This window comes from Streptomyces sp. NPDC101194 (genome assembly GCF_044767885.1).
Taxonomy (GTDB): domain Bacteria; phylum Actinomycetota; class Actinomycetes; order Streptomycetales; family Streptomycetaceae; genus Streptomyces.
Window position 1 is genome coordinate 30,393 of record NZ_JBIWOS010000016.1, and the last position, 26,869, is coordinate 57,261.

General features: G+C 68.0%; 23 protein-coding genes and 3 pseudogenes. 11 read left to right on the forward strand and 15 right to left on the reverse strand.

Annotated elements, in window-relative coordinates; genetic code table 11:
- On the forward strand, nucleotides 1-2,328 hold a 2,328-nt coding region (locus ACIRP2_RS36595), incomplete at its 5' end, for a CHAT domain-containing protein (protein ID WP_404258099.1).
- 784 nt (nucleotides 2,329-3,112) lie between these two features.
- Here the strand turns inward: ACIRP2_RS36595 and ACIRP2_RS36600 are convergent.
- The 4 genes from ACIRP2_RS36600 to ACIRP2_RS36615 form a co-directional block, all read right to left on the reverse strand.
- The gene (locus ACIRP2_RS36600; protein ID WP_404258100.1) at nucleotides 3,113-3,787 is read right to left on the reverse strand and encodes a PP2C family protein-serine/threonine phosphatase; all 675 of its coding nucleotides are present in this window, start codon (nucleotides 3,785-3,787) and stop codon (nucleotides 3,113-3,115) included.
- Nucleotides 3,733-4,029, reverse strand: a complete 297-nt coding sequence (locus tag ACIRP2_RS36605; protein ID WP_404258101.1) for a hypothetical protein — start codon at nucleotides 4,027-4,029, stop codon at nucleotides 3,733-3,735. The genes ACIRP2_RS36600 and ACIRP2_RS36605 overlap by 55 nt, the downstream gene beginning before the upstream one ends.
- A gap of 109 nt (nucleotides 4,030-4,138) precedes the next feature.
- Nucleotides 4,139-7,129: a caspase family protein gene (locus ACIRP2_RS36610; RefSeq protein ID WP_404258102.1), complete on the reverse strand. Its 2,991-nt coding sequence runs from the start codon at nucleotides 7,127-7,129 to the stop codon at nucleotides 4,139-4,141.
- The gene (locus ACIRP2_RS36615) at nucleotides 7,126-7,485 is read right to left on the reverse strand and encodes a hypothetical protein (protein ID WP_404258103.1); all 360 of its coding nucleotides are present in this window, start codon (nucleotides 7,483-7,485) and stop codon (nucleotides 7,126-7,128) included. Before ACIRP2_RS36615 ends, ACIRP2_RS36610 begins: the two co-directional genes overlap by 4 nt.
- A 92-nt stretch (nucleotides 7,486-7,577) precedes the next feature.
- Here ACIRP2_RS36615 and ACIRP2_RS36620 point away from each other — a divergent pair, with 92 nt between their 5' ends.
- The 3 genes from ACIRP2_RS36620 to ACIRP2_RS36630 all read left to right on the forward strand — a co-directional run bounded on the left by ACIRP2_RS36620 (nucleotide 7,578) and on the right by ACIRP2_RS36630 (nucleotide 9,151).
- Nucleotides 7,578-8,306 carry a hypothetical protein gene (locus ACIRP2_RS36620; RefSeq protein WP_404258104.1) on the forward strand — a complete coding sequence of 243 codons (729 nt, stop codon included), beginning with the start codon at nucleotides 7,578-7,580 and terminating at the stop codon, nucleotides 8,304-8,306.
- 35 nt (nucleotides 8,307-8,341) lie between these two features.
- Entirely contained in the window at nucleotides 8,342-8,479 is a 138-nt protein-coding gene (locus ACIRP2_RS36625; protein ID WP_404258105.1) for a hypothetical protein, read from the forward strand.
- Between the two features lie 315 nt (nucleotides 8,480-8,794).
- Nucleotides 8,795-9,151 carry a hypothetical protein gene (locus tag ACIRP2_RS36630; RefSeq protein ID WP_404258106.1) on the forward strand — a complete coding sequence of 119 codons (357 nt, stop codon included), beginning with the start codon at nucleotides 8,795-8,797 and terminating at the stop codon, nucleotides 9,149-9,151.
- Nucleotides 9,152-9,456: 305 nt separating this feature from the next.
- On the opposite strand, the gene ACIRP2_RS36635 is transcribed toward ACIRP2_RS36630, so the two are convergent.
- Both ACIRP2_RS36635 and ACIRP2_RS36640 read right to left on the reverse strand, forming a co-directional pair.
- Nucleotides 9,457-10,284, reverse strand: coding sequence for a MerR family transcriptional regulator (locus tag ACIRP2_RS36635; RefSeq protein ID WP_404258107.1), 828 nt, complete (start codon nucleotides 10,282-10,284; stop codon nucleotides 9,457-9,459).
- A gap of 12 nt (nucleotides 10,285-10,296) precedes the next feature.
- A complete protein-coding gene (locus ACIRP2_RS36640; protein ID WP_404258108.1) occupies nucleotides 10,297-11,247 on the reverse strand; it encodes an alpha/beta fold hydrolase in 951 nt (316 codons plus the stop codon).
- A gap of 116 nt (nucleotides 11,248-11,363) precedes the next feature.
- Here ACIRP2_RS36640 and ACIRP2_RS36645 point away from each other — a divergent pair, with 116 nt between their 5' ends.
- A complete protein-coding gene (locus ACIRP2_RS36645; protein ID WP_404258109.1) occupies nucleotides 11,364-11,621 on the forward strand; it encodes a hypothetical protein in 258 nt (85 codons plus the stop codon).
- Nucleotide 11,622: 1 nt separating this feature from the next.
- A complete protein-coding gene (locus tag ACIRP2_RS36650; protein WP_404258163.1) occupies nucleotides 11,623-12,264 on the forward strand; it encodes a GAP family protein in 642 nt (213 codons plus the stop codon).
- On the opposite strand, the gene ACIRP2_RS36655 is transcribed toward ACIRP2_RS36650, so the two are convergent.
- Nucleotides 12,145-13,479, reverse strand: coding sequence for a diacylglycerol/lipid kinase family protein (locus ACIRP2_RS36655; RefSeq protein WP_404258110.1), 1,335 nt, complete (start codon nucleotides 13,477-13,479; stop codon nucleotides 12,145-12,147). The genes ACIRP2_RS36650 and ACIRP2_RS36655 overlap by 120 nt on opposite strands.
- 289 nt (nucleotides 13,480-13,768) lie before the next feature.
- Between ACIRP2_RS36655 and ACIRP2_RS36660 the strand changes: the two are divergent.
- A pseudogene (locus ACIRP2_RS36660) lies at nucleotides 13,769-13,993 on the forward strand (hypothetical protein); the annotation flags it as partial.
- Between the two features lie 38 nt (nucleotides 13,994-14,031).
- On the opposite strand, the gene ACIRP2_RS36665 reads toward ACIRP2_RS36660, so the two are convergent.
- The 4 genes from ACIRP2_RS36665 to ACIRP2_RS36680 form a co-directional block, all read right to left on the reverse strand.
- The gene (locus tag ACIRP2_RS36665; RefSeq protein ID WP_404258111.1) at nucleotides 14,032-15,732 is read right to left on the reverse strand and encodes an alkyl sulfatase dimerization domain-containing protein; all 1,701 of its coding nucleotides are present in this window, start codon (nucleotides 15,730-15,732) and stop codon (nucleotides 14,032-14,034) included.
- A gap of 563 nt (nucleotides 15,733-16,295) precedes the next feature.
- Nucleotides 16,296-17,390, reverse strand: a complete 1,095-nt coding sequence (locus ACIRP2_RS36670) for a tetratricopeptide repeat protein (protein ID WP_404258112.1) — start codon at nucleotides 17,388-17,390, stop codon at nucleotides 16,296-16,298.
- Between the two features lie 23 nt (nucleotides 17,391-17,413).
- Nucleotides 17,414-17,884, reverse strand: coding sequence for a hypothetical protein (locus ACIRP2_RS36675; RefSeq protein WP_404258113.1), 471 nt, complete (start codon nucleotides 17,882-17,884; stop codon nucleotides 17,414-17,416).
- Nucleotides 17,885-18,312: 428 nt separating this feature from the next.
- A complete protein-coding gene (locus tag ACIRP2_RS36680) occupies nucleotides 18,313-19,371 on the reverse strand; it encodes a barstar family protein (protein WP_404258114.1) in 1,059 nt (352 codons plus the stop codon).
- 630 nt (nucleotides 19,372-20,001) lie between these two features.
- Here ACIRP2_RS36680 and ACIRP2_RS36685 point away from each other — a divergent pair.
- Nucleotides 20,002-20,460, forward strand: coding sequence for a hypothetical protein (locus tag ACIRP2_RS36685; protein ID WP_404258115.1), 459 nt, complete (start codon nucleotides 20,002-20,004; stop codon nucleotides 20,458-20,460).
- 558 nt (nucleotides 20,461-21,018) lie between these two features.
- Here the strand turns inward: ACIRP2_RS36685 and ACIRP2_RS36690 are convergent.
- Together ACIRP2_RS36690 and ACIRP2_RS36695 are read right to left on the reverse strand one after the other, a co-directional pair.
- A complete protein-coding gene (locus tag ACIRP2_RS36690; protein ID WP_404258116.1) occupies nucleotides 21,019-21,600 on the reverse strand; it encodes a GNAT family N-acetyltransferase in 582 nt (193 codons plus the stop codon).
- 176 nt (nucleotides 21,601-21,776) lie between these two features.
- Entirely contained in the window at nucleotides 21,777-22,433 is a 657-nt protein-coding gene (locus ACIRP2_RS36695) for a WbqC family protein (RefSeq protein WP_404258117.1), read from the reverse strand.
- On the opposite strand from ACIRP2_RS36695, the pseudogene ACIRP2_RS36700 reads away from it, so the two are divergent.
- Nucleotides 22,402-22,653, forward strand: a pseudogene (locus ACIRP2_RS36700) (transposase); the annotation flags it as partial. The gene ACIRP2_RS36695 and the pseudogene ACIRP2_RS36700 sit on opposite strands and share 32 nt — an antisense overlap.
- A gap of 30 nt (nucleotides 22,654-22,683) precedes the next feature.
- Here ACIRP2_RS36700 and ACIRP2_RS36705 read toward each other — a convergent pair.
- Nucleotides 22,684-23,856 carry an AbrB family transcriptional regulator gene (locus tag ACIRP2_RS36705; RefSeq protein WP_404258118.1) on the reverse strand — a complete coding sequence of 391 codons (1,173 nt, stop codon included), beginning with the start codon at nucleotides 23,854-23,856 and terminating at the stop codon, nucleotides 22,684-22,686.
- An 815-nt stretch (nucleotides 23,857-24,671) separates the two neighbouring features.
- Between ACIRP2_RS36705 and ACIRP2_RS36710 the strand changes: the two are divergent.
- Nucleotides 24,672-24,881: pseudogene (locus ACIRP2_RS36710) on the forward strand (DUF6225 family protein); the annotation flags it as partial.
- Between the two features lie 589 nt (nucleotides 24,882-25,470).
- Here the strand turns inward: ACIRP2_RS36710 and ACIRP2_RS36715 are convergent.
- Nucleotides 25,471-25,974: a GNAT family N-acetyltransferase gene (locus ACIRP2_RS36715; RefSeq protein ID WP_073492597.1), complete on the reverse strand. Its 504-nt coding sequence runs from the start codon at nucleotides 25,972-25,974 to the stop codon at nucleotides 25,471-25,473.
- Between the two features lie 264 nt (nucleotides 25,975-26,238).
- Between ACIRP2_RS36715 and ACIRP2_RS36720 the strand changes: the two genes are divergently transcribed.
- Nucleotides 26,239-26,799, forward strand: a complete 561-nt coding sequence (locus ACIRP2_RS36720; RefSeq protein ID WP_404258119.1) for a hypothetical protein — start codon at nucleotides 26,239-26,241, stop codon at nucleotides 26,797-26,799.
- The last annotated feature ends 70 nt before the right edge of the window (nucleotides 26,800-26,869 follow it).

Here is a 26,869-nt window from a genome sequence, read left to right on the forward strand (position 1 = left end):
ACCCCCCACAACCACCCCAACCGCGCTGCGTACCTCAACAACCTCTCAGGCACGCTGGGAGCCCACTTCGAGCGCGTCGGTGACATCGAGGTACTGAAAGAAGCGGTACAGGTCAACCGGGAAGCCGTGGCCACCGTCCCCCACAACCACCCCAACCGCGCTGCGTACCTCAACAACCTCGGGACCTCTCTGCAGATCCTGTTCGAACGCACCGGTGACATTGAGGTATTGGAAGAAGCCGCACAGGTCGGCCGGAAGGCCGTGGCCGCCACCCCCCACAACCACCCCAACCGCGCTGCGTACCTCAACAACCTCTCAGGCACGCTGGGAGCCCACTTCGAGCGCGTCGGTGACATCGAGGTACTGAAGGAAGCTGTAAAGACCAGCCGGAAAGCCGTGGCCGCCACTCCCCACGACCACCCCAACCGCGCCAAGCACCTCTACAACCTCGGAAACACCCTGCAAACCCTGTTCGAACGCATCACCGACATCGACGTACTGGAAGAAGCCATACGGGTCAGCCAGGAGGCCGTCAGCGCCACCCCCCACGACCACCCCCACCGCGCCGTGTACCTCAACAGCCTCGGCGGCAAGCTGGCAAACCTGTTCGAGGTCACGGGCGGGACGCAAGCGCGGGAGGACGCATGCCGCTACTTCGGCGAGGCCGCGGGCAGCACGACAGCTGACACGGTCACCCGCATTAAGGCGTATCGGCGCTTCGCGCTCCTGGCCTCCGGCCCCGGCGCCCCCCAGATGGGGCTGGAAGCCGTAGAAGAGGCCATTGGCCTCACGGCGTCCCTCGCCCCGGGCAGTCTGGGCCGCGCGGACCGCGAGTACCAGCTCGGCCGCCTGCCAGGTCTACCGGCGGAGGCCGCCGCCGCCGCGCTCGCCGCAGGCCGGCCGGCGCGGGCCGCGGAGCTGCTGGAGAGCGCCCGCGGAATCCTCGCCGCCGACACCCTCGGTGTGCGCAGCCGTGATTCCGTCCGCCTGCGCGAGCACGCCCCCCACCTGGCGGACGAGCTGCGCCAACTGCGGGCCCGCCTCGACGCCCTGAACCACCCCCGCCCCACGTCATCGGCGGAGGCCCCGGAAGCGCTCCGGGAGGCGAACCAGCGCCTGGCAGAGCACCGGCGCGAGGCCCACGACGCTTGGCAGAGCCTCCTCGCGCGCATCTCCGGCCTCCCGGGCTTCGAGGACTTTCTCCACGCGCCCCCGATCAACGAGCTCGCCCGCCATGCGCACGAGGGGCCCGTCGTCTTCGTCACCGCCAGCCCCCGCCGCTGCGACGCCCTCGTCCTCACTGATTCCGCCGACGCTCCTGTCCGGGTCGTGCCCTTGCCCACGCTGACCCAGGATGCCGCCTTCGACCAGGGGAATCGACTCCTGGCCGCCCTGCACGCCACCACCGACCACGAGATCGCCCCCAGGGCACGTGCCGAAGCCCAGCAGGAGATCCTCGCGGTTCTGGCCTGGCTGTGGGACACCGTCGCTGAGCCTGTTCTGACCGACCTCGGCCACACAACCGCCCATCAGCCCGGTGAGCCCTGGCCCCGCCTGTGGTGGTGCCCGGTCGGCCCCCTCGCCCTTCTCCCCCTCCACGCGGCCGGCCACCACACCGACGACCTCCAGCGAGAGGGTGGACCGCGGACCGTCCTCGACCGTGTCGTCTCCTCTTACACCACGACCGTGCGCGCCCTCGCCCACGCCAGAACCCGCCAGTCCGGGCCGTCCACCCCCAGCACCCTGGTCGTCGCCGCCGCCAACGCCCCGGGCACCCCGCCGCTGCCCGGCGTCCGTGTCGAGACCGCCGCCATCACGTCCCTGATCCCGGACGCCCACCTCCTGGCCACCTCCACGCGCGACACGGTTCTCAACGCGCTGCCCAACCATGGCATCGCCCACTTCTCCTGCCACGGCGAAGCGGACTGGACCGACCCCGCCCGGAGCCACCTGGTTCTCACCGACCACGCCACCGCCCCCCTGACCATCGCCGACATCACCGCCCTGGACCTGACTGCCGAGCTGGCCTACCTCTCCGCCTGCGACACCAGCAACACCGCCCCCCGCCTGGCCGACGAGTCCCTCCACATCACCGGCGCCTTCCACCTCGCCGGCTACCGGCACGTCATCGGCACGCTGTGGTCCGTCGACGACCGCACCGCTGCCCAACTCGGCACCGACTTCTACGCCCATCTCACCGACAACGGCACGGCCCCGCCCCAGGCCGACCGAAGCGCCCTCGCCCTTCACCTCGCCACCACACGCCTCCGCAGCAGGTACCCCCATGTCCCCAGCCTGTGGGCCGCCCACACCCACACCGGTACATGACCCCACCCACCCACCTGCTTTCACGTACGGCGTCGGCCCTGCCAGTGGGTGAGGGCCTCGCGGGCGCGGCGGGCGGCGATGGCGTGCGGGGCCCTCGCTCTCGGCGAGGCGTTCGCTGACGCGCTCGGCCTCTAGCCAGAGGACCTGGGTTATACGACTCCGCCGGGCTGGATGCGGCCCGAGCACCACGACGAGGAACAGGCGCGCCACCAAGCTTTCGTTCCTGTCACCGCCGCCGCGCTCGTGGCAGGGCCGGTTGCGCCACAGCACGTCGACCTGCTCTGATCGACTATTTCCAGCAGCAGTTGGAGGGGCACTATCGGGCCGACATGTTCCTCGGCCCTCACGACCCGATCGCCACAGTGTCTGCGCAGTATCAGCTCATCAACAAGCTGCTTCGGTCCGCGAAGGGCGTGTGGACGCTCACGTAATTCCTCAGGTGGAAGTTCACGCAATTCCCCAGCTGCTGACGTGAGCCGACGGTGAGGCAGTCCGTGTCAGTCCCACCAGAGCACGACGAGAAGCTGCCGTTGGGATGCAGCACGGTAGAACTCGCGCATGGCGTTGAAGTGCCCCAATTTGACCAGATCGCGGCAGTGCACGGCGCCGAACCTATCGCTGGTTGACCGATCCCGGACGCACGACCCCGCCTCTACCCGTCCGAAGGCGCGATAGGGAGCGTTGGTATCGGCGGCGGTCGGCTAGCAGTCCGAACGCCGTCGCCTCAAGGATGGGCTGGAATGGCACTGTTCCCCGCACCCACAGGAATGATCCCGACGCCGACCTAGACCGCGTGGGCGCGGTGCGCTGCTCCCCGCACCCGCGGGGATGGTCCCAGGCTGCGAAACCGACTGGCCGGTGGCCGCGTCTCAGGTGCCCCGCCGATGTGGGCGAGCAGGTCGGTGCGCAGGTGGTGGACGAGTGCGGAGGGACTGTGGAGGGCCCAGGAGGCGGCGCGTTCGGACAGCGGGTAGAAGACGCCCCTGGCGTCCCGGGCCTCTACCACCCCGTCGGTGTGCAGCAGCAGGATGTCTCCGGGCCCGAACGTGAGGGTGTCGACGTGGTAAGTGACGGCGGTCAGTTCTCCCAGGCCCAGCGGCGGGGCGGGTGGCGTGGAAGGTGGAGACCATCTGGCCGTGCAGCAGCAAGGGGGCGGATGCCCGCAGGTGACCATGTCCACCTGTGGCAGCGCGTCGGGGATGTCGAGGATGGCGGCGGTGATGAAGACCTCTCCGGCCTTCTCCGCCTCGGTGGGGTAAGCCAGGTTCCAGCACACGCTGTGGTCCAGGTAGGCCGCGAGGTCGGGCAGGGTGGCCTGGCGGTGCGCGCCCTCCCGGAAGGCGCCCAGCAGCAGGGCGGCGTCGCTGATCGCGGTCAGGCCTTTGCCCATCACATCCCCGATGATCAGCCGGGTGCCCGTGGAGGTGCGGACCGTCGCGTACAGGTCGCCGCCGAGCAACGCCTGCTCCTGCCCGCCAGATACACCGATCCCGCCCGCAGCGGACCGATCCGGCGCGGCAGCGGCCGCTGCACCACCCGCTGCGTGGCCTCCGACACCGTCCGTATCAGCTCCAGCTCGCGGGCGTGCCGCTCGCGCAGATAGCCGAAGGCCGTCACGATCACCGAGACCACCAGCAGGGCGGTGATCTGCGAGTCGAAGTCCGTAATCGGGTGGCTGTTTTGAAGACCGATGACGAGCATGCCCGCCATAGCCGGCGCAGCGATCGCCCAGTGATCAGGGTGGAGGCGAAAGACGCGGCAAGCGCGGGCGCCACGATCAGCAGCGACGGGCCCATCGGCAAACCGGGGCTCAGCACGTCGGTCGGCACGATCGTCGACTCGTTTCGTCGTCAGTCGTGCCGGGGCACTCGGTCAGCCGACGGATCAGGAAACCGGCCTCTTCCATCCCGGAGTGGTGCTCCAGCCACTGGTCGGCGAAGCAGGCCGCGCGGCGGACCTCGTGGTCGGTGAGACCGGGATGCTCAAGCAGCGCACGGAGGATGAAGTGGGCCTCGGCCGTGGCCGCATGGTCGTCCAGCCATCGGAACGCAAACGCGACGGCTCGTCGCATCTGGCTCTCGTCCGGTTCGGGCTGGGCGAGGAGCAGGCATAGGACGTAGGTGGCGGGAGGCTCGGCGGCATGCGCGTCCAGCCAGCTCAGCGCGAGCGTGGCGGCCCTGCAGGCCTCCTCTTCGGTGAGGTCCCCACGACTCAGCAGCGGCCGCAGGACCGTGTGCGCCACCCACACGGACCTGTGGTGCTGTAGCCAGCCAAGGGCGTGCGCGACCGCTCGTCGCGTCTGGTCATCCGTGAGGTTGATACGGTCCACCAGCGAACACAGGACGAAGCCAGCCTCCAATAGCTCGCCGTTGCGCCGCAGCCAGCCCATCGCCTTGCGCAGGACCAGCTCCTGTACCTCCACCTCCAGGTCGTTCCGGCGGAGCAGCGGACCCAGAACGTGGCTCGCTTCGCGTCGCCATCCGTAGGCCTCGACCCATCGCAGCGCCACCGGGACGAGGAGCAGAGCGCCGTCGGCGGGCAGGTTCCACAGTCCCCATCGGAGTACGTGGTAGGCGTTGATGTCGTCTCCGAACTCCTCCAGCCAGGGTCCTACGAACTTTTGCCAGTTGTGCACCGCGGCGTTGGACCAGGGCGGCCCCGAGCAGATCACATCGAGGGCGTAGCCGCCGGCGTCGGCATCCAGGCGCAAGACGTCGCCGAGAGCGTGGGCGTTGTCGGCAAACCACTCCTCGAGCACCGCGGAGACCGCCTCCGCACGGTTGTCCAGGGCCATGTCGTTCAAGAGCCGGGCGAGGTTCGTCGTGTAGCGGCCGACCGTACGCGGGCTGGTCAGGCAGCCGGCGAGGAGGGCACGAGTGCCTTCGCGATTCGCAGTGCGGCCACGTGCCGGCAGGAGGACGGACTCGACGAGCTGGTCGCAGACCACGTCGTGGACGGTGTTCAGGAGGCCGCTGTCTCCCTCGTATTCCAGCCAGCCGAAGTCGATGAGGGTGTTCACCACGCCATCAGCGCGCGCCAACCTGCTCGACGTCCGGGCCAGCGCAGCGTTGGCTGCCGCGATCACATCGGCCTTCTCCTGGGGACAGGCGGCGGCCGCGGCAGCGGCAGTCATCACCCAATCCGCGGCGGTGACCTCGTCGAAGGCGGATCTGTGGGGGCCGTCGACGGGGAGGTCGTCCCCCTCAAGCGCGCCTCTCACCCAGCTCCACAGGGTGCCACCAGTTCGCAGCCTGGTCATGTCGGGGATCGGGAGCCCCTGGACGACCCGGCTCTCCAGCTCCCGGGCCATCAGCACAGCAATGGTGGGGCGATGGCCGACCAATTCCCGGCTTCGTTCCATGCCGAGGCGGTCTACCAGGGTGGGGGCCATCTTGGTCACTGCGTGGTCGGCGACCAACCGCTGGAAGTCCTCGTCCTGCCGTAGCTCGACCTCGTCGAACAGGTCGTGGAGCTGGATGTGGCGCGCCTTGCGCAGCCAGCCGGGGCGCACCGAGGCGAGCAGGGCCACCTTGATGTTCCTATGGCGGGCTTCGGGTAGGAGAAGGTGATGCAGCGCGGTTAGGTCGAGCTGGGCGCCGTTGTCCTCCTCGTCATTGAGGTACTCGTTGAGATAGTGGATCACGATCAGGACGGGTCTGTTCTCGGCCAGGACCGCGGCGGTCATCCGTATGGTGAGGGACGACTTCCGTTCCGGGCAGACGTGGAACACCCGCCAGCCCTCACGTAGCGCGATCCAGCCCACCTCCAAGCTGGTCCGCGTCTTACCCGTGCCGGCCTCGCCGACTAGCAGCACCCCCCGGTTGTCGATGTCCCGCAGGCGGCAGAAGAGTCTGTGGGGTTCCGACTGGTGGCTCGGGCCGGGAGACACGAAGGGCAGGTGCTCCGGAGTGAGGCTCTTGCGGTAGCCGACGAGACCGTCGACGAAAGTCTGCTGGCCGACGACCTCGGCCAGCGGGTCCGGGGCGGGTTGTCCCGGCAGATCTTTCGGGGCAACGTCGACGAGTGGGGCTGGGGGGCCGGTGAAGGCACGGTTGCGGGCGAGGGGAATCTTGTGGCCGTCGCCCTGCGTGGCCATCCGGGGCTCGGGAACGGGCAGATCATCCACGATGCGTCCCGCGAGCCGGGCCTTGATGCCTGTGAAAACGTCGGCCGTGCTGAGGTGGCTCTGCTCATTGCCTCGGCGGCCATCGGGCAGCACGCCTGTCAGCCCGTCCCGGAGCACGTCGACGAGGGCCAGGGTGAAGACGCTGCCTTCCGCGAGACAGAGAGACTGCTGGGTCTCGGCGGCCGACGTGAGGACGCAGGCCCCCTCGATGGCGAGTGGATCGGTCGCCTCCGTCGACGCTTCACCCATACGGAGAGCCAGGCCGCTGTAACAGCAGTCCACGATGACCACCTTGTGCTGAGCGCGGGACACCTCCACGCATTCCCGGATCGCCTCGTACTGCACGGAGTGATGGCGGCGCGTGTTACTGGAAGCCTCGGTGGCGAGGAGCAGACCCCCGCCCCGGTCGAAGTGGCCGTGCCCCGCGTAGTAGACGAGAAGCAGGTCGTCGGCCTCCTCGGCAGCTTGGCACACGGCGTCGAGGATCCGGCCCTGCTCGCTGTGCGCGGGGAGGACGGCGCAGTTCTCCTTGGGGAGGGCTCCCACCACCGGGTCGGTCAACTGGGCCTGCAACGCGGGGATGTTCCGGCTAACGCCCTCAAGGTGCGGGAAATGGGTGAAGGCGTGTACGCCGAGGAGCACCGCGCGGGAACCGCGCGTCTGCTGTTCGATCACGACAGGGGCGTACCGGTGTCCGTGCTCTCGTTCTCCAGACGGCGCAGTAGGTCCGCCAGTTGCGCGTGGTTGAGGTGGCCGATGTCGACGGTCGTGCCGCCGTGCGTGAGGTTGCGCGCGCCGTGGAGGCCCGCCCCGCCCTTGGCGATCCGCCAACTGGCATAGGCGACGGCGAAGTTTGCGATGTCGAGGCCACGCTCGAACACGATGTCGAGGGCGTGGAGCGCGCTCATCGTGGCGCCGGGCGTGCTGACGGGGACGACAGACAGACGGCGGGCCTGCGGATCGCGGCTCAACCAGTCCTGGAGGTCCGTCAACGCCCTCTCGTCACCGTCGCCTTGGATCCGGATCCGCATCTCCTTAGCCTCCCCCGTCGCATGCACCCCGAGCAAGCCTGATGGTAACGGAATTCAGCGCACGGAGACGTGGTCCGGACACGTTCGAACCCATGGCCCTCACCCCCAGCCGTATCCTCCTCGCCGCCTGCCTGCATCAGGGCCTGCGCCTGGCCCGCGACCACCGCCTGACCGACCTGGGCTGGCTCACCGAAGCCGCCTTGACGGAAACTCTGGCGCATGGGAACAAGGACGGCCAGTCCGTCATCCTGTCCGATTGGGTCGGCACGGATGAGAAGGCGAAAATGGTCCGCATCGACTCGGGGGACCAGACCGCGCATGAGGAGACCCAGCCGCTCAAGGAAGGACAGTTCGCCATGCCGATCCGGCTGGAGGTGAAGGTCCCGGTTAAGGACCGCTACCAGGTCCAGCTGTCGGTCATGGTCGGAGGCTCCCATTGGAAGCCGAATACCCGGGCCCCGCGCCGCACCATCGAGTTCCGCCCGGACCGGACGGCCATCGACACCGAAACCGGAAAGCATCTCAAGCAGCAGTACTCACGCCTGCTGTGGGGTCTCCAACGTCGGGTTCGACCGACGGAAGCTGACACACCAACACGCAGAAGGCCGGACCCCGAAGAACCGGGAGCCGGCCTTCTGCATATCCCCCGGCGCCCTGCCTGGGCCTCAACTGCCTCGCCAGCGGCCGAAGCCCTCACAGGCCGCCCGGCCTCAGCACCTCCCCCGCCCCGCAGCGCCTGCGGACGATCCCAGCTTCGTCATCCTGCCCCGCCGTCGCGGCCGGGCTCGCCGTCCTCTCCGCGTTCGCCACACGCGGCCTGACCCTGCGCCGCGCCCCGGAGCTCGGCTGGCACGGCATGGCGAACTGGGTGAAGGCGGCGCTCGGGCTGGCCGGGATCTGCGCGGCCCTCATCCTCCTCGACAGCGCGACCGGCATCCTCGCCGGCGCGACGCACCGTGGCTTGCCCAGGCCAAGCCGTCCCGATCGCGCCTGACCGCGGCCTTCATCAAGTGGACGAACAAGCGCGGCCTGACCCGGGATCTGGAATACCCCGGATACCAGCGGCCAGCACCGGCAACCTTCCTCGACGACGATGATCAAGCAGATCAACTACGCCGGTGCCTTACGAACGCGTCGCTGCCCCTGGACATCCGCATCGCTGGCGCCCTGATCCGCCTCTACGGGTTGCCGATCACCCGCATTGTCCACCTGACCGCCGACCAGTTCCACGAGGACAAAACCGGCGCCTACTTCACCTTCGACAAGAACCCCGTGCTCCTGCCGCCGACGCTGGCTCGTCTCATCTTTCGTGCGCCCGACCCACCCGATCCGTCTTCTCTCATTCGGCTATCTGCACCTGCCCACCGGCCTCGACGGCCAGCCCGTCCCGCCCGCAGCTGACCGGATCGAGGACGTCCGCAACCGGTTCCGCGACCCGGCCGCCGCCCGCGACATCCTCGACCTGGACGGCTTCCACCCCCGCGTCCAGGACATCGTCCTCAACGCCCCCGGCGCCCGCGAGCTGCTCGCCAACCTCGCCGACTACGCAACCCTGCCCGCCGGCCCCCGCCGCATCGCCATCGGATGCGCAGGCGGAAAGCACAGAGGTGTTGACCGGACTACCGAAGGACACGCCGAGCCGAAGCACGTCCCTCAACAGGCCTAGTCGGTAGATGTTGCGCGCATCCGAACGGGCAAGGAACGCAACGGAGTTGGACGAGTATTCGCGTGATCTACGATCGATTCGCCTGCCGCGATGGGGCCACGTCGCTGCAAACCCGGGCGTGGTGCCGTGGCTGGTCTTTGATGAGGAGGGGCGGGCTGTTGAGCCGGTACGCCGATACCTGATCGATTTCGCCGCCCGGTACAACCGGCCCGGCAGCGTCCGCAGCTACGCTTTCGATCGTGCAACCACCGGCCCCGCCCCAAGCCAGGCCACCGTCGCCCTCGCCCACCAAGAACCGCCTGCCGTCACCGCTCACGCCGGGAATGCTGCACCGCGGTGTCTTCCTGCCGAGTTCCACCCTGCATCGGGCACACGCGCTCGAGCTTGGTCCAGCCGGTCCAGCCTCGTTTCGTCAGCAGCTCGATCAGTTGCCGGGCCGACGGCACGGTGTTGAAGGCCAAAGTGTCCATCAGCTTGGCGAATGGTGGTTCGATATCGGTGTCATCGACGTAGTCCTCGCCCTGCTCGTTGGCCATCCGTGTGATGTAGGCGGCCAATTTGTCGGCTAGTTCGACCAGCAGCGGGTCGTCGTGGGTGCGGTCGAGAGCCTGGCTCAGGACCAGGTAGAAGCCGACAAACTGCGGGTCGGCGATCTGCTTCTGCTTGCGTGCCATCCACTCCGGGATTCGCTCGGGTGAGAGTGCGGCCAGCGGAATCCAGCCGTCACGTTCGACCTGGACGATCCGCTCGTCGACCCCGAGCGCCCGCAGCCGGTCGAGATACTCGACCACCTCTGGGGGCAGCGCCAGATAATCCCCAGAGGCGAGGCGGGCGATGCGTTCCCGGTGCCGCTGCCGCTCTCGGATCTCGGCCCGTAGCCGCTTGTCGATGTCTGTGATCGCCGCGGCGAACTCCGTCTCGTCGGCCTGTAGCAGCTCCCGCACGCGCCCCAGCGGGACCCCGGCCTCGGCTAGGGTCCGGATCTTGATTAGCTCGACCACGGCACCGGCGTCGTACCTCCGGTAGCCGGAGTGGTCTCGCTCCGGCTCCGGCAGCAGTCCCTTGGCGTGATAGTGCCGCACCGCGCGCACCGTCACTCCGGCATACGACGCCAGTTCGCCGATGGTCAGCATCGGACCAGTCTCCTAGAAGTCGGCCTGTCGGCTGAGTGGTCCGCGCCGGATGATCTCCGCGATTTCCGAAGCATGGGTGAAGACCAACCGGTGGTCAGTGTCGAGCCAGAACGTGAAGACGTGCGGCCACTCGCGGACGAGCCGCTCGATGCCGGCACGCCAGATCTGGTTGTGCCGTGGCGCACGTCCTTCACCGCTGTCGCCGACGATGGACGTCGACATGATCATGCGGATGGGGTGGTCGATCTTTCGGTACCGGTCGAGGATTGTGGACCGAACCACATCAATTTCGAGGTTCAGGTCGAGGATGTTCTGTGCGGTGAGCAACACCTGATGCGCGGTGCCTTTGGCCCCCTCTGCCTCTTGCCGCGTCGCCAGGTCGTCCGCCATCGCTCGCAATTCCGCCAGGTCGGCCTCGGCTATGAATGGTTCGGGCAATGGGTTCGCCCCGTCGATGAGGACAAGTTCGGCGACGGTGTCAGGACGCGCGGCTGCGTAGTGCACGGCCAGATCCGCGCCCAGCGAGTAGCCCACGAGCACGGGTGCCGAGGGCAGGTCGAGCTCCGCAAGCACAGCGACGAGATCACTGAGAAACGCGTCAAAGGAGTACCGTTCGGCGGCCGAAGCCAGGCCATGACCCCTGAGGTCGAAGGTCACCACGTCGTGGTCGCGTCGAAGGAGCTCGGTCAGCTCGTGTAGGTCGGCCTGCGTCGAGTTCAGCCCAGGACATAGGACCAGTGGTCGTCCCTGGCCGCCGCGGGCTACCGGGATCGTGACGCCGTCGTGGTGGACGGTGAAGTGCTGCATCGTCCAATCGCCTCTCTCGGTCCGCTCCTCGTCGTCGGTCGGCATGTCGGCGAGCCTCCCTCGGTGAGGTCCCTGGTCGGCTCTGACGACAATCTCGTGGTCGCCGTATGTCTTGCGCGGTCCGGCGCCCTCGATCGCATTGGCTTTCGAAGTCATGCCAACCATGTTGAGAGGTTGTCCCTGCGTCAGGGTCAACCGCTGTGGCGACCTGACTTCCGCACGCTCGTAGCCTCCGACCTCTGCCCCACAGCGGTCGCGACCGACTGCCATACGTGCGCACCGAGCACCTGTTCAAACAGACCGCCAACCAGCACGACCGCCTCAAGTACGCCACGAAGGCGATTTTGCGTGCTCAAGACAACCGTCCCGAGATCAATTCCTTAGTCCGGAAAAGGGCATGCGGCCTCACCGAAATCCTCGCCCGAGCACTTCGCGACCGCGGCCGCGAAGTCGAAGTCGAACACCTCCACGCCCACCTGCCACGCGTCCTCAAGACGCCCGCCCACCCTGAGCAGGAGACCGCCCGATGATCTGGAACTCGGCCTGGGCGTCCTGTTCGCGGCACTGGCGGTCCAGCAGTGGCGCAGCCGGCCCCGCCCCGGGCGGCCCGCGACGACCCCGGCCTGGATGACCTCGCTGGACTCGATGACGCCGGGCAAGGCGTTCCGCCTGGCCGCGCTGCTGTCCGGGGCCAACCCGATGAACCTGCCGCTTACCGTCGGTGCAGCAGCCATCATCGGCGGCGCGACCAACAGCACCGGGGCCCGGGTCGTGGCGCTGATCCTTTTCGTCCTGATCGCCTCGAGCAGCCTGCTGGTGACGCTTGGTGTATACCTACTCGGCGGGGACAGGACGGCGGCCACCCTGGAGGGCCTGAAGGTCTGGATGACAGCGCACGGCGCCGCAGTCATGACCGCGGTGCTCGCGCTGTTGGCCGTCACGTACATCGGCGACGCGATCGGCGCGCTCGGCCGAGGGCCCGGGGCAGCCGTGCCGCCTTCGCCAGGTTCGCCTCGATGCCCCAAGGCCCACGCGGCGGCCACAACAACGTTTTCACCTCATGACCTCAGCGGCCTCGCGGCGGCCGCTGGCCAGGCGCCGCAGCCTGGCCCAGTTCGCCGGAGGTTCCGGCTCGGGGATGCCCGGGCGGCAGCGTGGCACCCGAACGCGTAGGGCGCCCGGCCAGGTCGTGGACGTCACCGGCGTCGACATTGTCACCGCCTCGCCGTCGACGCCGACCGGAATCTGCGCCGCATCGGCGGTGATCTCGATCTGTTGCGTGGTCAGCTCCGTGACCCCCTCGGCGTTGCTGCCGCGGAGCAGATCGATGGCTTGACCGGTGTTGCGGACCCTGACGCCGATCACGCCGAGTACGCCGTGATCCAGCCGTGCACGGCGGCCAAGGCCAGCGATGTCATCGGTTCGGTACGGATTGTTGGACACCAGCAGCGCCTGCGGCGCCTCGATCTGTGTGCCATCCACTTGCGGTGTCAGTCGCGCTCCGCAGTGTCCTTGCAGCAGGTCCGGGAGCAGGTTCAGCGTCGTGCCGATCTTGTCGTCACGGTAGGCCGGGCTCTCCACGACCTGGGCGTAGGCGCCGAAGGAGGCGTTGTTGACGAACGGCTGCCCGTTGATCAACCCCAGGTCGACCCGCACCTCCACGCCGTCGGTCAGGGCACCGAGGCAGGAGGCCGGGTCCTCCCGGTTCAGCCCCAGGTCCAGGGCGAAGTGATTGCGGGTGCCCGCGCTGATCACCACGAACGGTAGGCCGTGCTCGGCAGCGATGCCCGCTACCAGTGCCTGGGTGCCGTCACCGCCGGCCACCCCCAGCAGGTCAGCGCCGTCGGCCACTGCCTGCCGGGCTACGGCGGCCACGTCAGTCGACCCGTCCAAGACGAACACCTCGGCGCCAAGGGCTTCGGCCTTGCGCTTGAGGTCGAACTTCTCGACCTTCCCGCCGCCCGACTTCGGGTTCATGATCAGGAACGGATGCCGGGCCGGTGGCTGCGCCGGATACTCGGGCATGCGCCAGTCCGGCTGGTCCGCCTTCAGCGCCTGGCGCCCGGCCATGTCCGCGAGGAGCCAGACTCCCGCCGACACGATGGCCACCCACAGCACGCCGTTGACCGCGAAAATGACGGCCACCGCGATCGGTACCAGGACGTAGACCCCAAGCGACAGCCACCGCACGATGCCTCGCCGGGAGAGGAAGAAGTACGCCGCTGCCACGCTCGCGACCGCGGCAGCCAGGCCAATGGCGAACATGGCCAGACTCTTCAGCTCGGCGAAGACCACCAGGATCACGACAGCCAGGCCTGCCAGCACGAAGCTGAGGCGGGCCAGCCACCGCTGGGCGGACGTACCCCGAGCGATCGCTGCAGACGTCATAGTTTTAGCGTCGCATGCCGACGGCTCCGGCACCTCACGCAATCCGACTCGCCGAAGAACGCCCCCTTACCCTATTCGCGCAGGTGAGCTGGCGTTTCTTGCAGGTTGGAAGGGCGGGAAGGGGGAAGGGGGGGCGAACCGCCGATGGCCCACCCAACAGGCGAATGCCGGCGCATCCGACCACGGCCGCCGTGACGCTCGTGACCACCCCGGTCGCCAGAACCAGTACGATCAGCCCGGCCACGCAGGCCAGTGCGGTGCGGGGCCTGCCACCGGCGCCGTCCTCGCCCTGGTCGTCCAGTCGGACGGGAGCGACGCTGAGGGGGCCGAGGCCCGGATCCTGGGACACGCTGGTATCCGGGCGGTCGTGCGGGCGGCACAGGTCAGCGAGACGACGGTCCGCAAGGGCGTGGATGAGTTGGAGGCCGGGCAGGAGCCTTCGGACCGGGTACGCAGGCCCGGTGGTGGTCGGACGGAGGCGGCGGATCTTGATCCGGGTCTTCGGCCCGCGCTGTGCAGGACTGCCAAATGACGCAGCGACGCGCTCCCGCGTCACCGCACGTGGAGCTGCACCCGTGGCGGGGTCGGGTCGAAGCACGCGAGGAACCTCGCGAGGACCTCGGGCTCACCCGCGACCTCGACCGTGTCATCCTGCTGCAGCGTGTCCCAGGTCGTGCTCCCCGAGGCCAGCGCGAGGAACCGGTCCTTCGGGAGACTCAGAGTCGCGTCGGGGTCATCCGCGGTCTTGTCGACCCGGAGCACGCTGTGGCGGAGCTCCAGCCGGGCGCGTTCACCACTGTCGCTGAGCACCATGTCAACGACGAGACGCTGGTTCCCGGCGCGGCTCGGTACGACGTTGTAGCGGAAGGAATCGAGAAGCCCGAGAAGCGGTGTCGAGGACGATGTGAGCGTCTTGCGGGCGAGACCGCTGACGGCCGCGGGATCGAAGGCGCCTTCGAGTTCCAGCGCGCCGGTGAGGTAGAAGTTGCGGCGCAGTGCGTTCTGCTCGGCGTAGCCGAGGAGGCGCAGACCCGCGGCCTTGAGCCGGCGGGCCTCGCGGTCCTCGGTGTCGATGCTGACGCACAGGCCGGCCAGCTCTGCGCACCACTGGCCGTCGCCGTCGTCGAAGGCTGCTCGTGCCGCCTCGATGACCCGTTTTCGACCACCCATCAGTGCTACTGTCCGACTGGCCCGTTCGGCGCGCGGCAGCGGCGCGAGATCGGTGGCGTCACCGCTGAACCACCCCAGGTAGCCGGTCATCTGCGCCGCAGCGTTGTTGGCGACGCTGCCGTACATCTCCCGGGTGAACGGGTCGAGGTCCAGATGGCCGGGCAGCTCGACGAGACCCGTCCGGAGCTCCTCGGCTGTGGCGCCGCGCAGGATGTGCCGCACCGCTTGGTCGTGGTTGTACTGGATCGCGTCCTGGTAGACCCCCAGGACCTGCTCGATCTGCTCGCGTCCTTCCAGCGGCGGCATGTGGCATCCCAGGAGCAGGTCGACATCCCGGGCCAGCACCTTCTCGCTCGCCGCTGCCCAGCGCATCGCGTCCCGGAACTTGGCGCCGCGGAGGGTGTAGAGGTTGGGAAGCGAGATGTAGACCTCGTCCGCGATCAGTGCCGTGCGGTAGTCCGGCAGATACATGCCGATCTCGCTGGCGGCCTCCCCGCCTGTGAGGAACAGGGTGAACCGAACGCCGGCAATGTCGAAGTCGGTCTCACTGTCGATGAGCGTGGTCGGCTCGATAAAGGTTCCCACGCTCCCGCCGATGAACCGACCACCGAGCCCGGTGTACGGGAGATCTTCGGGTGGGAGCAGGGCGCCGAACATGTAGGCAGCGCGGATGCCCATGATGGGCCCGACGACCCGATTCTCGTCGCTGTACTCGCGAGAGAAGCTCGACCACGCGATGACCTCGACCTCACCGTTGGCCACTGCTTCAGGGGACGTGATCGCATCAGTTCCCTGGCAGTGATCCGCGTGGTGGTGGGAGTAGACGACGGCCCGCACCGGCTTGTCCGAGAACCGCGCGATCTCGGCAGCGATGAGCTCTCCTTGCTCCCGGCAGATTCCTGTGTCGTAGACGACCAACCCGTCGTCGCCTTCGATGACGATGCTGTTCACCGACCACCCGCCCAGGTTCTCCAGCACCCAGATCGGCCGACTCTTGATCTTGGTCACCCGACCGGTCGCGTACCGCTCACGATGCTCGCGGTAGTAGGCGGGGAAGGAACGCTCGACCTTGGGCTGCGACACCACGTCACCTCGACTCGGAGCGGAATACCAAGGGCTTTCCATTGAGATCGTATTCAGCCGCCCTGGAGACACACGCAGCCACGCCGTGGGGTTGGGGTAGGCCTGACCTGGGATCGACGCTCGCGCTCAGGGGCCCAGTGCATCAAGATCCGGGCCACGGACCAACCCCGGCGTCGGGAGCCCGTGGAGGGAGACAGTGCCGCAGGCACCGAACGACCGCAGGCTCCGCTCCCGTCTGTAACGATATGGTGCCACATAGTTAACCAATGCACCTTTTGCGCTTATTGTGCGGTCAGCTGTCCAGCTGGCTCGCGGTCATAAGGACAGCGCCCGTGAAGACCAACTTCGAAGGCACCATGCAGCCGCTCGACACGACCATCCCCGACCGGCGCTGATCGTCCTGATCGGCGCGGCAGGAAGCGGCAAGAGCGCCCGGGCGAGCACCTGGCCGTCCACTCAGGTCCTGGAGCTCGACGCCTTCCGGGCGATGGTTTCGGACTGGTTCTCTGTCAAGTCCAGCGTGTTGAGCTGAGGACGGCGCTGTGGCCTTAAGCGGACCATAGTTATCCGACAGCCGGTTCTTCCCCTCCGGCCTGCCCTCGCCAGTACGCAAGGTTGTGCCGGGTGGTAAGGGTGTCGAGGTGGTGCGGGCCCAGCAACCGCTCCCGGTCGGCCAGCAACTCGGCATACGCGGTGGCGGCGCCAGCCGCATCGCCCGCCTGCCCTCGCCAGTACGCAAGATTGTGCCGGGTGGTGAGGGTGTCCAGGTGGTGCGGGCCCAGCAACCGCTCCCGGTCGGCCAGCAGCTCGGCATACGCGGTGGCGGCGCCAGCCGCATCGCCTGCCTGTCCTCGCCAGTACGCAAGATTGTGCTGGGTGGTGAGAGTGTCGGGGTGGTCCGGGCCCAGCAACCGAATGAAGTCCGCCAACACGTCGGTGAGGGCGGTGGCGGCGCCGGACGCATCGCCCGCCTGCCCTTGCCAGTAGGCGAGCTCGTGCCGGGTGGTGAGGGTTTCGGGGTGGTCCGGGCCCAGCAACCGCTCCCGGTCGGCCAGCAGCTCGGCATACGCGGTGGCGGCGCCAGCCGCATCGCCTGCCTGTCCTCGCCACCGAGCAAAGGCTTCGTGGCGGGCGGTGGTGACCAGGGTGCGGCCGTTTCCCTCAGGGGGCCACAGGTCGTGCATGTCAGCCGGGTCGGCGAGGGCGTCCAGAACGATCATCCAGCGGCACGGCCTCTGGCCATGCTTGGGTTCCAGCCAGGCCAGGAATGTTCGGGCGGCCTGCTCCGGGGCGCCAGGGTCCGCGGCGAGCAACTCCACAGCGGCCTGCGCGTATCCGGCGATGACGGCCTGGCGGCTCGTGGCGGTGATCCATACCAGCACGTCCACGCTGCCAGACTCCCATTGGGCGCGGGCGTAAGCGGCGGCTATCTGAGTCTTGCCCGCCCCGCCGCTGCCAGCCAGCGCCTGGCTGAGCATCGTGGTGCTCCGGGCGACGGCCAGGGGCTGGAAAGAGTTCGCACGGCCTGGGATCACACCAACCTGGTACGGCCATTCGGCCGGCGCGCGGGGCGCGGCAAAGTGATGGTGGACCTGCTTGGCGTAGCCGACGGCGCTGCTGCCGTGCTGGGCGGTGATGCTGGGAAACCAACCAGGCATGGACGAGGCGGTACCGGGTTCGCTCAGTCCTGGCGCGGACCCGGCTGCGAAGGGTTTCCCAGGGTCACGTCCCCCATGCTCCAGGCGGCTGCGGAGCTGTTGTCCGCCTCGATGTGCACATTGCCGCCGACGGCTACCGAGTCATCGCCTGCCGACACCTCTGTGCCAGGAACATGAGTGAGCAGGCTGCGCAACTGGTCGGCAGCGAGTATGCGATCGGCTTCGTCCATGCTTTCCAGCAGGATTTCAATGCGGGTTTGCCAAGCAGCTTCCAGGCGGATGCGCGCCCGCTGGGCCGCGTCGCCGCCCGCGGTCTGCAACTCGCCCGCGCTCTGGTCCAGGCGCTCCAGTTCCGCCTGCTCGCGCCTGGCGTCTCCGCGGCCGAACCAGTGCGCCACCGCCTGCCGCAGGCTCGTCCAAGCATCGGTTCCCACGGCCTGGGCCACGGCTGTTCCGCCCGCAACCGCAAGCGAGGCCAATTCCTGCTCCAGCATCCCTCAGCCCTCTCCTTCCCCGGTACGCGCTGAGCGGGCCTCCAGGCCACCCGTCGCGTGAGAACGGTCAAGCCGACCGTAGTACAGGGGACTTCGCCCTGTCCCGGCTGGACTGGTACAGCCGTTGGTGTTTCGGCCGCCCGGGAGTCAGCCGCGGACACGGGCCCACCCCACCGTTGCCGACGCCGACGCCATCGCTGGCAGTTGGCCGGCCCTGTCCTCGCGGCCCGCAATACGGCCGTGTTCGGCTTGGCCGGTGAACCTCCGCCGATCATCATGTGCGACCTGTTCGCGATCCACAGGAACACCGCCACGCAGTGGGCAGCTCTGGCCCAGGACAGCTGGGCCGGCTACCTCGCGGCCCTCAGAGCTACCAAATAGCGCGGCCGGACCTCCGTCGACCTTCATCAGTCCGCAGAGTGTCTCGGCTACTGAAGAATGACGGTTGCTCCGCAGCGTTCGAGCAGCTGAACAATGTCCTCGAAATATGAGAGCCCCTCATCAGGGTCCGGGACGACGTCTGCCAGCGCTCGGCGCGCTACGTTCGCATCGTGCCAGATCAGGGTGAAGGGCAGGGCCACGCCGAAACCACCACCCAGGCAGTCCTTGAACGCGTTCCACTCCCGGCCGAAGTAGCCCCCAGGCCCCACAAGGGCCTCTGCCATCGCGCAGTGAAGGCCGGGCACGTCGGTGACGAACTTGCCGTCAAGATGACGGGTGCCGCCAGAGCGGTCCGGGCGCTGGCTGCTCATGCGGGTGGCCGTTAGGTCAAGCCACTCGGATCGGCCCTGCGCGGAGTACGGGGCCCATTGGTTGCGGGTTGTCGGAGCTCCCCGATACCAGGTTTCCCAGATCGGCCGGGCCAACAGCGGAGGCCGATCGTCGCCGCCGTCGGCGAGCGTGATGTCGACGAGGGCGCCTCCGAGCACGGACGGCCGTGTCTTCTCGGTGCGCAGGGACACGTTGTGGCGGTACATCACCTCGCCATGGCGGTCCAGCGCCCACAATTGCACCCAGTCCCGGTCCCACTTGCGGGGCCGACGCAAGACGGCGAGCAAGGATTCAGCGGCTTCGCAACCGATGAGGTGCAGTGGAGTCGACGGCGGGGCCTCGCGCGAGACAAACAGCCCATCCACTCCGGCGCAGTCTCCAGCGTGTCTGGCGGCCATGGTGGTTCCCGCGAACAGTTTGAACTGCGGCGACGTCGGCAGGGTGTGGTCCCAGGCGTGCTCCTCTTCGACCCCGGCACCCACGACGACATCCACCAGGGCCGGGTTGCTCCGGTTCGGCTGGTGGGCGAGGACGACAAAGTCCACCAGGGTCCACCACTGCAGCGGCTGCTGCTCGTCCCATACCTCGACACACACATCGCCCAGCAGCCCAGTCGACTCTGCGGCTGGCAGCAGGGCATCGCGCAATGAACCTGTGGGAGTGCATCCTCGCAGCGTCAATACCTCGCGCTTCGGCGGCACCTTGTCCACAAACATGCCCTCGACGCTCGCGCACCGCCCCCAGTACTTCTCTTCGCCCTCCTCGTCCTCACGGACCAGCAGGTACGTGACCGGGTACCCCCGATCCCAAGCAGCGTGATCTGCGATCCGCACAAATCCCCCCGAAACCCTCAACCGATCTCCTGCCCAAGATACGGCGTCGGCCAGGAGACCACCGTCGCGGGAGACCGAGTGCTCAGCAGCCTGGTTGCTGTCGCTCTGTGAGGCGAGCACCGAGGAATTGCGCAGGGTCGGAACACTGCCTCTTCACCAGCATGCGGCGTCTGCGGACGGCCGCACGATCGTCACCGGCCTCGCCGTCCTCGCCTGGACCACCGCCTCAGCGCTCGCACTGCGCGGGCTGACCCTGCGCCCTTCGCTGTGCATCCACAACGCGGCCCCGGCATCGAGATCCGCTCCGAGATCCACGTACCCGCCCCGGCCGCGCCGCCCAATGACGACGCCCCGGACAACGTGCACCCGTTCCAGAAGCGCTGAGCACTGACCTGCCGCCCTGCCTGGTCCTCGCCCGCCCCGCGCGGGCGAGGACCGGACAGACACCTCAGGCACATAGCTCGTCAAGTTGGGCTGGGCATTATTTGAACGGACGTCGATAGCATCATGGACATGCCTGATGTGTGGATCGGCTTCAACTCTGATGATCGCCAGAGGTACTGGTGGCGGAACGGCCTCGTGATGCTGGCGCTCGCCGGTGTGATGGTGGCGATGAGCTTGACCACACATGAGTCGGGCAAGTGGTGGTGGGTCGGTGGCGTAGGGGTCTTGTCCGTGGTTGTGTTCCTCAGCACGATCAAATCGATCTATGGCCGGGCCCTCCTGACCGTGACGGGGTTGGAGTTCCGCACCTTCATCAGCAGGCGAGTCATCCCCTGGAGCGAGGTCGTCGGCATCGAGAGGCGGCAGCGGGTGTTGCGGAGCGGAATCTGGTGGGACCTTCGGGTCGTCAGGACCCGTGGGCGCTCAATCGCGGTTCCGGGGACCTTCACCAACCGGGTCATGGATGCCGAGCTTGAACGGAAGCAGACAGCCATAGACGAGTGCTGGTCCCGCGCAGTCAGCGGCTGATGGAGCTCATGCCGCGAGAGCCGCGGCTGTCGCAGGGAAGGCGACGGCCTCGTCGAAGAACTGGCCGTGCTGGAGGCAGTGGTAGAGCTGTCCGATCATGCGGTTGAAAAGGTTGCGCTGGATAGGCCGACCGGCCACCCGCCTCACCCCACGCCCCGCCGACGGACCCTCCGCCGGCGGGGCGCAGCACTGCCCGCCACCGACTCGATGGAGGACACCGTGCTCATCCCCCACCTGCGCTGCCGGATCGGCCAGCCCCGCCCGCTGCGTTCCGTCCGACTCCTCGGCGTCTGGAGCAAGTGATGGCGCGTACACGACGGAAGCAGCGCCACGAGATCAAGCACGTGTCGCGTACCCACACAGTCCTGCCAAGTGAGTTCACGCGGGTTCCGTGAGGACCTCGGTGTGGGAAACACTGCAAGCGAGCAGGTGAGGGCCTACTCAATGCTGGTCACCCATGCGTGTCAACTTCCCGTAGTTGCTGGGAGTTTCTGCGAGTTCGGCCAGCAACTTGCGATGTCACGCGGGATTCAGGAAGCCGCTGCCGTCTGACGTTACTCAAGACGGCTCCGAGAGTCCGCGAACCCGATCGTCCTTGTCGGCCCGAATCTGAAGGCGCCATATCACCTCGACGCCCGTCTCGCCGGGCGCTTCCGGCCCGTCCGGCACCCGCACGCGCTCAACCTCAATGAAGCCCAATCGGCGGGCGACGGAGCCACTCGCGGCGTTGGCCTCGTCATGGTGGATTTCGATGTGATCGACACCCGGCAGCTCCCGTCCCGCCTGCACGAGGGCAGCAGCGGCCATAGTGGCCAGCCCCCTCCCTGTCCACGCGTGATGGAGCCAATACCCGATTTCCAGACCGCCAGGTCCGATCCGGCGATGCAATCCGCAACTGCCGATGACCACTCCACCCGAGGTGATCGCGTAGCCGTATGCTTCCCCCGAGACCCACTGCTCCTCGGAGCGGGCCAGAAACCCTTCCCCCTGCCTCCGGTCGTGGGTGGCCGCAAAGGGCATCCACGGCAGCAGGTGATCACGCGATTCGGTGATCGCCCGATGCAGGGTCTCGATGTCGTCGACACACCATCGGCGCAGCTCGACCTGGTCAAAGCGAAGCACATCAGCAGGCTGTCCCATGACGGGATGCTGCCTCAGCCGCACTAGATCGACAACGCAATTACCAGCGCCGAACCCACGGCCATCCCGGTGCTGGACGCTGACCCCGCCAGCAGGTTCCCGCCGCTTCAACCTTCAGATTCTGCGAACCCGCTCGTTTCGGAGCACGACCGCAAGGCAGTTCTCCCCCGGTCTGCTCACCCGGCGGCAGTTACGAGAGAAGGGGCTGAGCCCCGGCGGACACGATCCCGTCGCGGTCCTGCGCTGCACACGGATCCCCCACTGGCCTGACGAGTTCCACTGAGCCTTCGGCAGGGGGACCAGATGTTGGTCGTCGGCGGTTGGAACGGCGTGACGGCGATGCCCTCGGCGGCGAACGGTGCCGGGTCGAGGTAGGTCATGCCGCCGCCGGCCCCGCACACGTAAACGCGGGCGCCTGTTACGGCGGAGAGATCGGCGAGTCTCCGGGAGCGCCCCGGGCGGGAGGGCAGATCGCTGCTGGCGAGGATCTGGCCCTGCCAGCCGAGCAGGTCGAGCAGAACGCGGGTGGAGGTTGCGGCAACAGTGGCGGTCCTGCCAGTGCCGAAGGCATCCAGTACTGGGTCCAGGGCCTGTGCGAGGGCCGGCCAGTGTGGGCTCGTTCCGTAGTGCTGCCGCAGTACACCCGCGGTCTTCCGGCGGGCCCGGTCAGGATCGTCGATCAACGCGTCCCGGATGAGAGTCGGCCGTCCATGGGGAAGGTGTGTGGGGACGGTGAGCCACTGCCGACGATCCGGTTCGTCGAGGGCACCGGGGCGGGCTCGGTGCTGGTAGTCGCGGCGGGTGAACTGGACGTCGTCCAGGACGGACGTCACCGCGTGGCCGCGTCCGGATGCCGAGTGCTCGCCCGAGCGGCTGCACTGCCACCGTCCGTGGTGGTGCGAGGGGGTGCGTCAGACGATCCCGGGCTGGCCCTATCAGTTCGCGGCGGCCCTGGGTGGGGGTCGCTCCTCGTGGACCGGGCCGCTGGACGCGGTGCGATTGGGGCCCCAGGACGATCCCACCGAGGTCACCGCCGGCCAGATCCGCGATCTCGTCGGCCGGCGTCCACGACCGCTCGCCCGCTCACGCTACTTGCCTGCGCACGGTCCGGGCCCCGTAGCTCGTCACCCAGCGGATGAGCAACGGTGTGAGCATCACCACGAGGAAGAGCCGAAGGCTCTGAGAGGTGGAGATGAGGGCGACGTTGGAATGCAGTGACGCGGCAGTGGCGAGGACCGCGTTGATGCCGCCGGGAGTGGTAGCCAGGTAGGCGTCGTTGAAGGAGATGCCGACCGCGGCAGCCAGCGCGCCGGCAAGAGCGGCACACATCAGGCAGACGGTGAAGGTTGCGGCCAGTACATACGGCAGCATGCGTCCGACGTGGCGCAGCGTGGGGCGGGTGAAGCGCGAGCCCACCTCCAGGCCGATCACCACGAAGACCGCGTCCTGGAGCGGCCCGACCGGCTGGAACCCGTGCGCAGCGCCGGTGAATACGCCGACTGCGGTCAGCAGCATGGGGCCCAGCAGCGTGGGCGCGGGCAGTCTCAGTCGGCGTCCGAGGCTGCCGCCAAGCGTGCAGAGCGCGGCCAGGACGAGCAGACCTGCCAAGGTGTGTGAGGAATTCACCAGGGCCAGGGAGTCCGGCAGCAGGGCGGATCCGAACGGCTGGGCGTGAGCGGGGTTCCCGGCGTGCGCTGCAGTGTGAAGGGCCAGTACGACGACCGGCGCGGAGGCAGCCACCATGCCGACCCGCAGGTACTGCATGAATGCCACCACCCGGCTGTCCGCGTCCAGGTCGTCGGCGCAGGCGATGATCGCCGCGGACCCGCCGGGGACCATTCCAAGGACTGCGTCGCTATGGCTCATCCGGGTCAGGCGCGGGAGTATCAGCGCGACGCCGAGGCACAGAACGACTGTGGCCAGCGTCACGCCGACGAGCGGCCCGATCGAGCCGGCCACAGACCGTACCGCCCCGGGGGCGAGGTAGCTGCCCATGAGCACGCCGACCACCGCTTGCGCCGAACGGTTTGCACGCGCGGGAAACCGCGACCGCATGGCGCCCGTCAGTGACACGATCACACCCACGACCAGCGCGGTCAGCAGGTGCGCGGCCGGGACGCCGACCCACCGGGCGGCGTTACCGAGGAAATAGCCCACGGTGGCGAGCAGCAGCCACCGAACGGCAGGTGAGGCCGCCGCTGCGCGCAGGAACGCCGATGATCGGGCAGAACCAAACAGGGTGGCAGGGAAGGGCACCGCTCTCCTTGTCAGCACCGATCTCTACGACCGAAATGCTCATCTTCTTAGCCGCCTGGCGCGACCCTCGGAGTTAAAAGTAACAAAAGGGAACTAATGTCCGCAATGTCCGCATGTCGTGTACAAGTCAAAACCCACGCCTGGTCCATGCAGCGGGCCAGCCGCATTGACCTCCTCCGATTACCCCGAAGGGCGAGGATTCTCCGGGCGCTTTCCCACCGTCCAGGGGGGCGCGGCGCCGCTCCCGGCACGCCTTCACAACCTGCGGCGAAGCCCGGATGCCGATCGCGATCTGGATCACCACGCCGGGCTGGGTACGAGGAGCACTGTCCCACACGTACGAGAGGTGGGGAGTCCCGCGCTGGAGGAGGATGTCGTCTATCGTGTCGTGGCCGTCGGTCTGGTTCTGCCAGCCCCTCCAGGACGTGGTGGACGATCGAGCGGAAACCCATCTGGTATTCGTCGCGGCAGTTCTCGTACTGTGCGAGGCTCCACCGAAGGGTGACAGCGAGGCTCGGCCCTTCACGGAGCTACTGACCTTCGGATGCCAGCCCTCAGCACCAAAGCCGCCACCATCCGCACGTAAACCCTGGAGCCCACCAGCTGGCCGCCTCGGCACGTCATGGAGGGCGCTCCCCGCCTGTGCTGGTCGCACACCGGTTGACCTGCAAGGCCTGCCATCGGTATCCGATGTCGTCGAGGGTGCAGATCGTCGACGGATCGCTTCGCTGAGGTGGCCACGGTACCCCGGCTCAGTGCTCTGGCCGAAGACGTAGCCGTGCCTCCACCGGTAACGCGGCCTGCTCCGGCACCCTGTGCCCATCACCGACGTCTTCGAGCACACCCCGCTGGTCTGGAACGCCGCGCAGCTTCGCGACGCGCTCAAGGACCTGCCCGATGACACGCCCATCCACATCGGCGTGGCAGACGACCCCGGCGACTTCGACGGATACCAGGACTTCGTCCTCGTGAACGCGCATCAGGTGGAGCACTGGTGGCCGGCCACCTCCACAGCGCCGGAACGTACCGAGACAGCACAGGCGCTGACGTTGTTCGCCGACGGGGAGCCGGGCGCATACGGCCGTCTGGACTGCCCCGGCACCAGGTCGCCGCCATGGTGCTCAGCAGCCCGCGCCCCGGACTGTTTCGGGGAGCCGAGACGTATTACCCGTGCGCAGCACTACGGCCCGCAGCGCCGCTTGCCCGGCGAGCGCGGTGCGTCAGGATTCGGGCGGTGCGTCCGCTGGCCCATCGCTGCGGGCCCTGCCTCTCGCCACGATCGTAGCCGTGGATGTGGACGCAGCAGATTCGCGGCCCATGACGTGCGACCGGGCACCCGGCACCGTCGCGGCGGCCCGCACCGACTGCGCGTCGATGATCCCCTCAGTCGGCTCGGCGCGCGCGAGGCAATCGCACGACACGGCGGGCGAGTTGAGGTCAACATGCTCGGGCACGTACAACAAAGACAACAGAGCCTCCGGGAAGCACTCGGAATGGGATCGCACCCCCGAGCTACCTGGAGGCCCTGCTTTCACGCGCGGAAACCGCCGCAGTCACCCGATCGAGACTCACGTTCGACCGACAGCCTTCGAGATCGGTACGGGCAACAACCACTTACGTGTCGGGATGCTCCGGCAGGGCGAGCCAGTCCGACCAGGAGATCTCGCGGCCGAGAAAGCGCGGCTGCTCGAACGGCCAGTCGGCGGCGATCCACTGCGGCACCAGCGCGTCGAGGGCCTGCTCGACCTTGCTGCCCACCAGCTCGTCCACCACCCACCAGGAGATCTCGCCGTCCGCGCCGGCCCTCTCCGGTGGGTCGATGTAGACGCAGCCGAGCAGAGCTGTCTCCGCCGCGTCGAACAGCGCGTAGTTGAAGGACTGGTGTGCGGCGATCTCCTTCTCGTGCCGCAACAGGTCGGCCTGGTCGGCCTCGTAGGTCATGGTGGCCGCGGGCCAGCCCCAGGCCGGGCCGAAAATGGTCCACAGCCGCTCGCGCGAACCCATCACAGCCGGATAGTCGAGGGGGGTGTCCGCCTCCCGGATCGGCCGCAGGTGATGGCCACCGCCCGGCAGCGGTACCAGGACGGGGTGGACGAAGTCATCGGGAAGCCAGCTCATGGCGCCCGACCGTAGCAGCGCGCGGCCGTCCGCTCCCCTGGATTTTCCCCGCATACCGCCAGGCCCTGCTCTCATGCCGGGCAGGGCCCGGGATCACCCGATCGAGACTTTCGTTCGATCGACAGACTCCATGATCGGTATGGCAACGGCTTCTCAGCTCTTGCTGCGGTGGGTAAGAGGTCGCGCAGGTAGGTGCAGAGGCTGATGTTGGTCATGCACGACACCGGCACCGTCCGCCGCCCGGCAGTTGATAGCGTGATCGTCGTGACAGAACTGGAAGAGCTGGTCCTGAGCCCCGGCGAACGGGCCCGGGGGGTTCACGTCGACAGCGTGATGTTCACGATGGACTGGGCCGGTGAGGACTACCCGGGCCGGCTGGCTGCGTTCGTGGCTGGTCGAGTACGGGCCTTCGGGGCGGAGCCGACAGACGTCGACACCAACGTCGTCTACCGAGCGGCCGAGACCGACCCGACTCTGCGCCGCGGTGATTTGCCGGTCCGTCAGCTCGACCACCTGTCCGGTGTGCTGGCAGATCTCCGCTGCACGCTCATGGTGCGGGAGAACGGCACCGACACCTACGAGGTACTGGTCGCGCTGACCGATGAGCGTGAGCCGACCGGGTTGATGCACCAGGGCCTCCCGGTGCGGGCCTGGGGCTCGGAACCCGAAGAGACCCTGGTCAGCCTGGACTGCCCGAACTGCTCGCAGATGCTGGTCTGGGAACTGTCGGCGGACCAGACCCTGGCCGACGAGCGCTGCGATTGTGGAGCCGCGTTGTTCGACGCCACTGGCCGTCCGCTGCCCCACGTCACTCTCCATGGCTGAGCCGCTCAGCGCCCTCTGACCCCGACTCGTCCTCACCGATGCACTGCTCATCGAATGCAGCGCCGCGCCC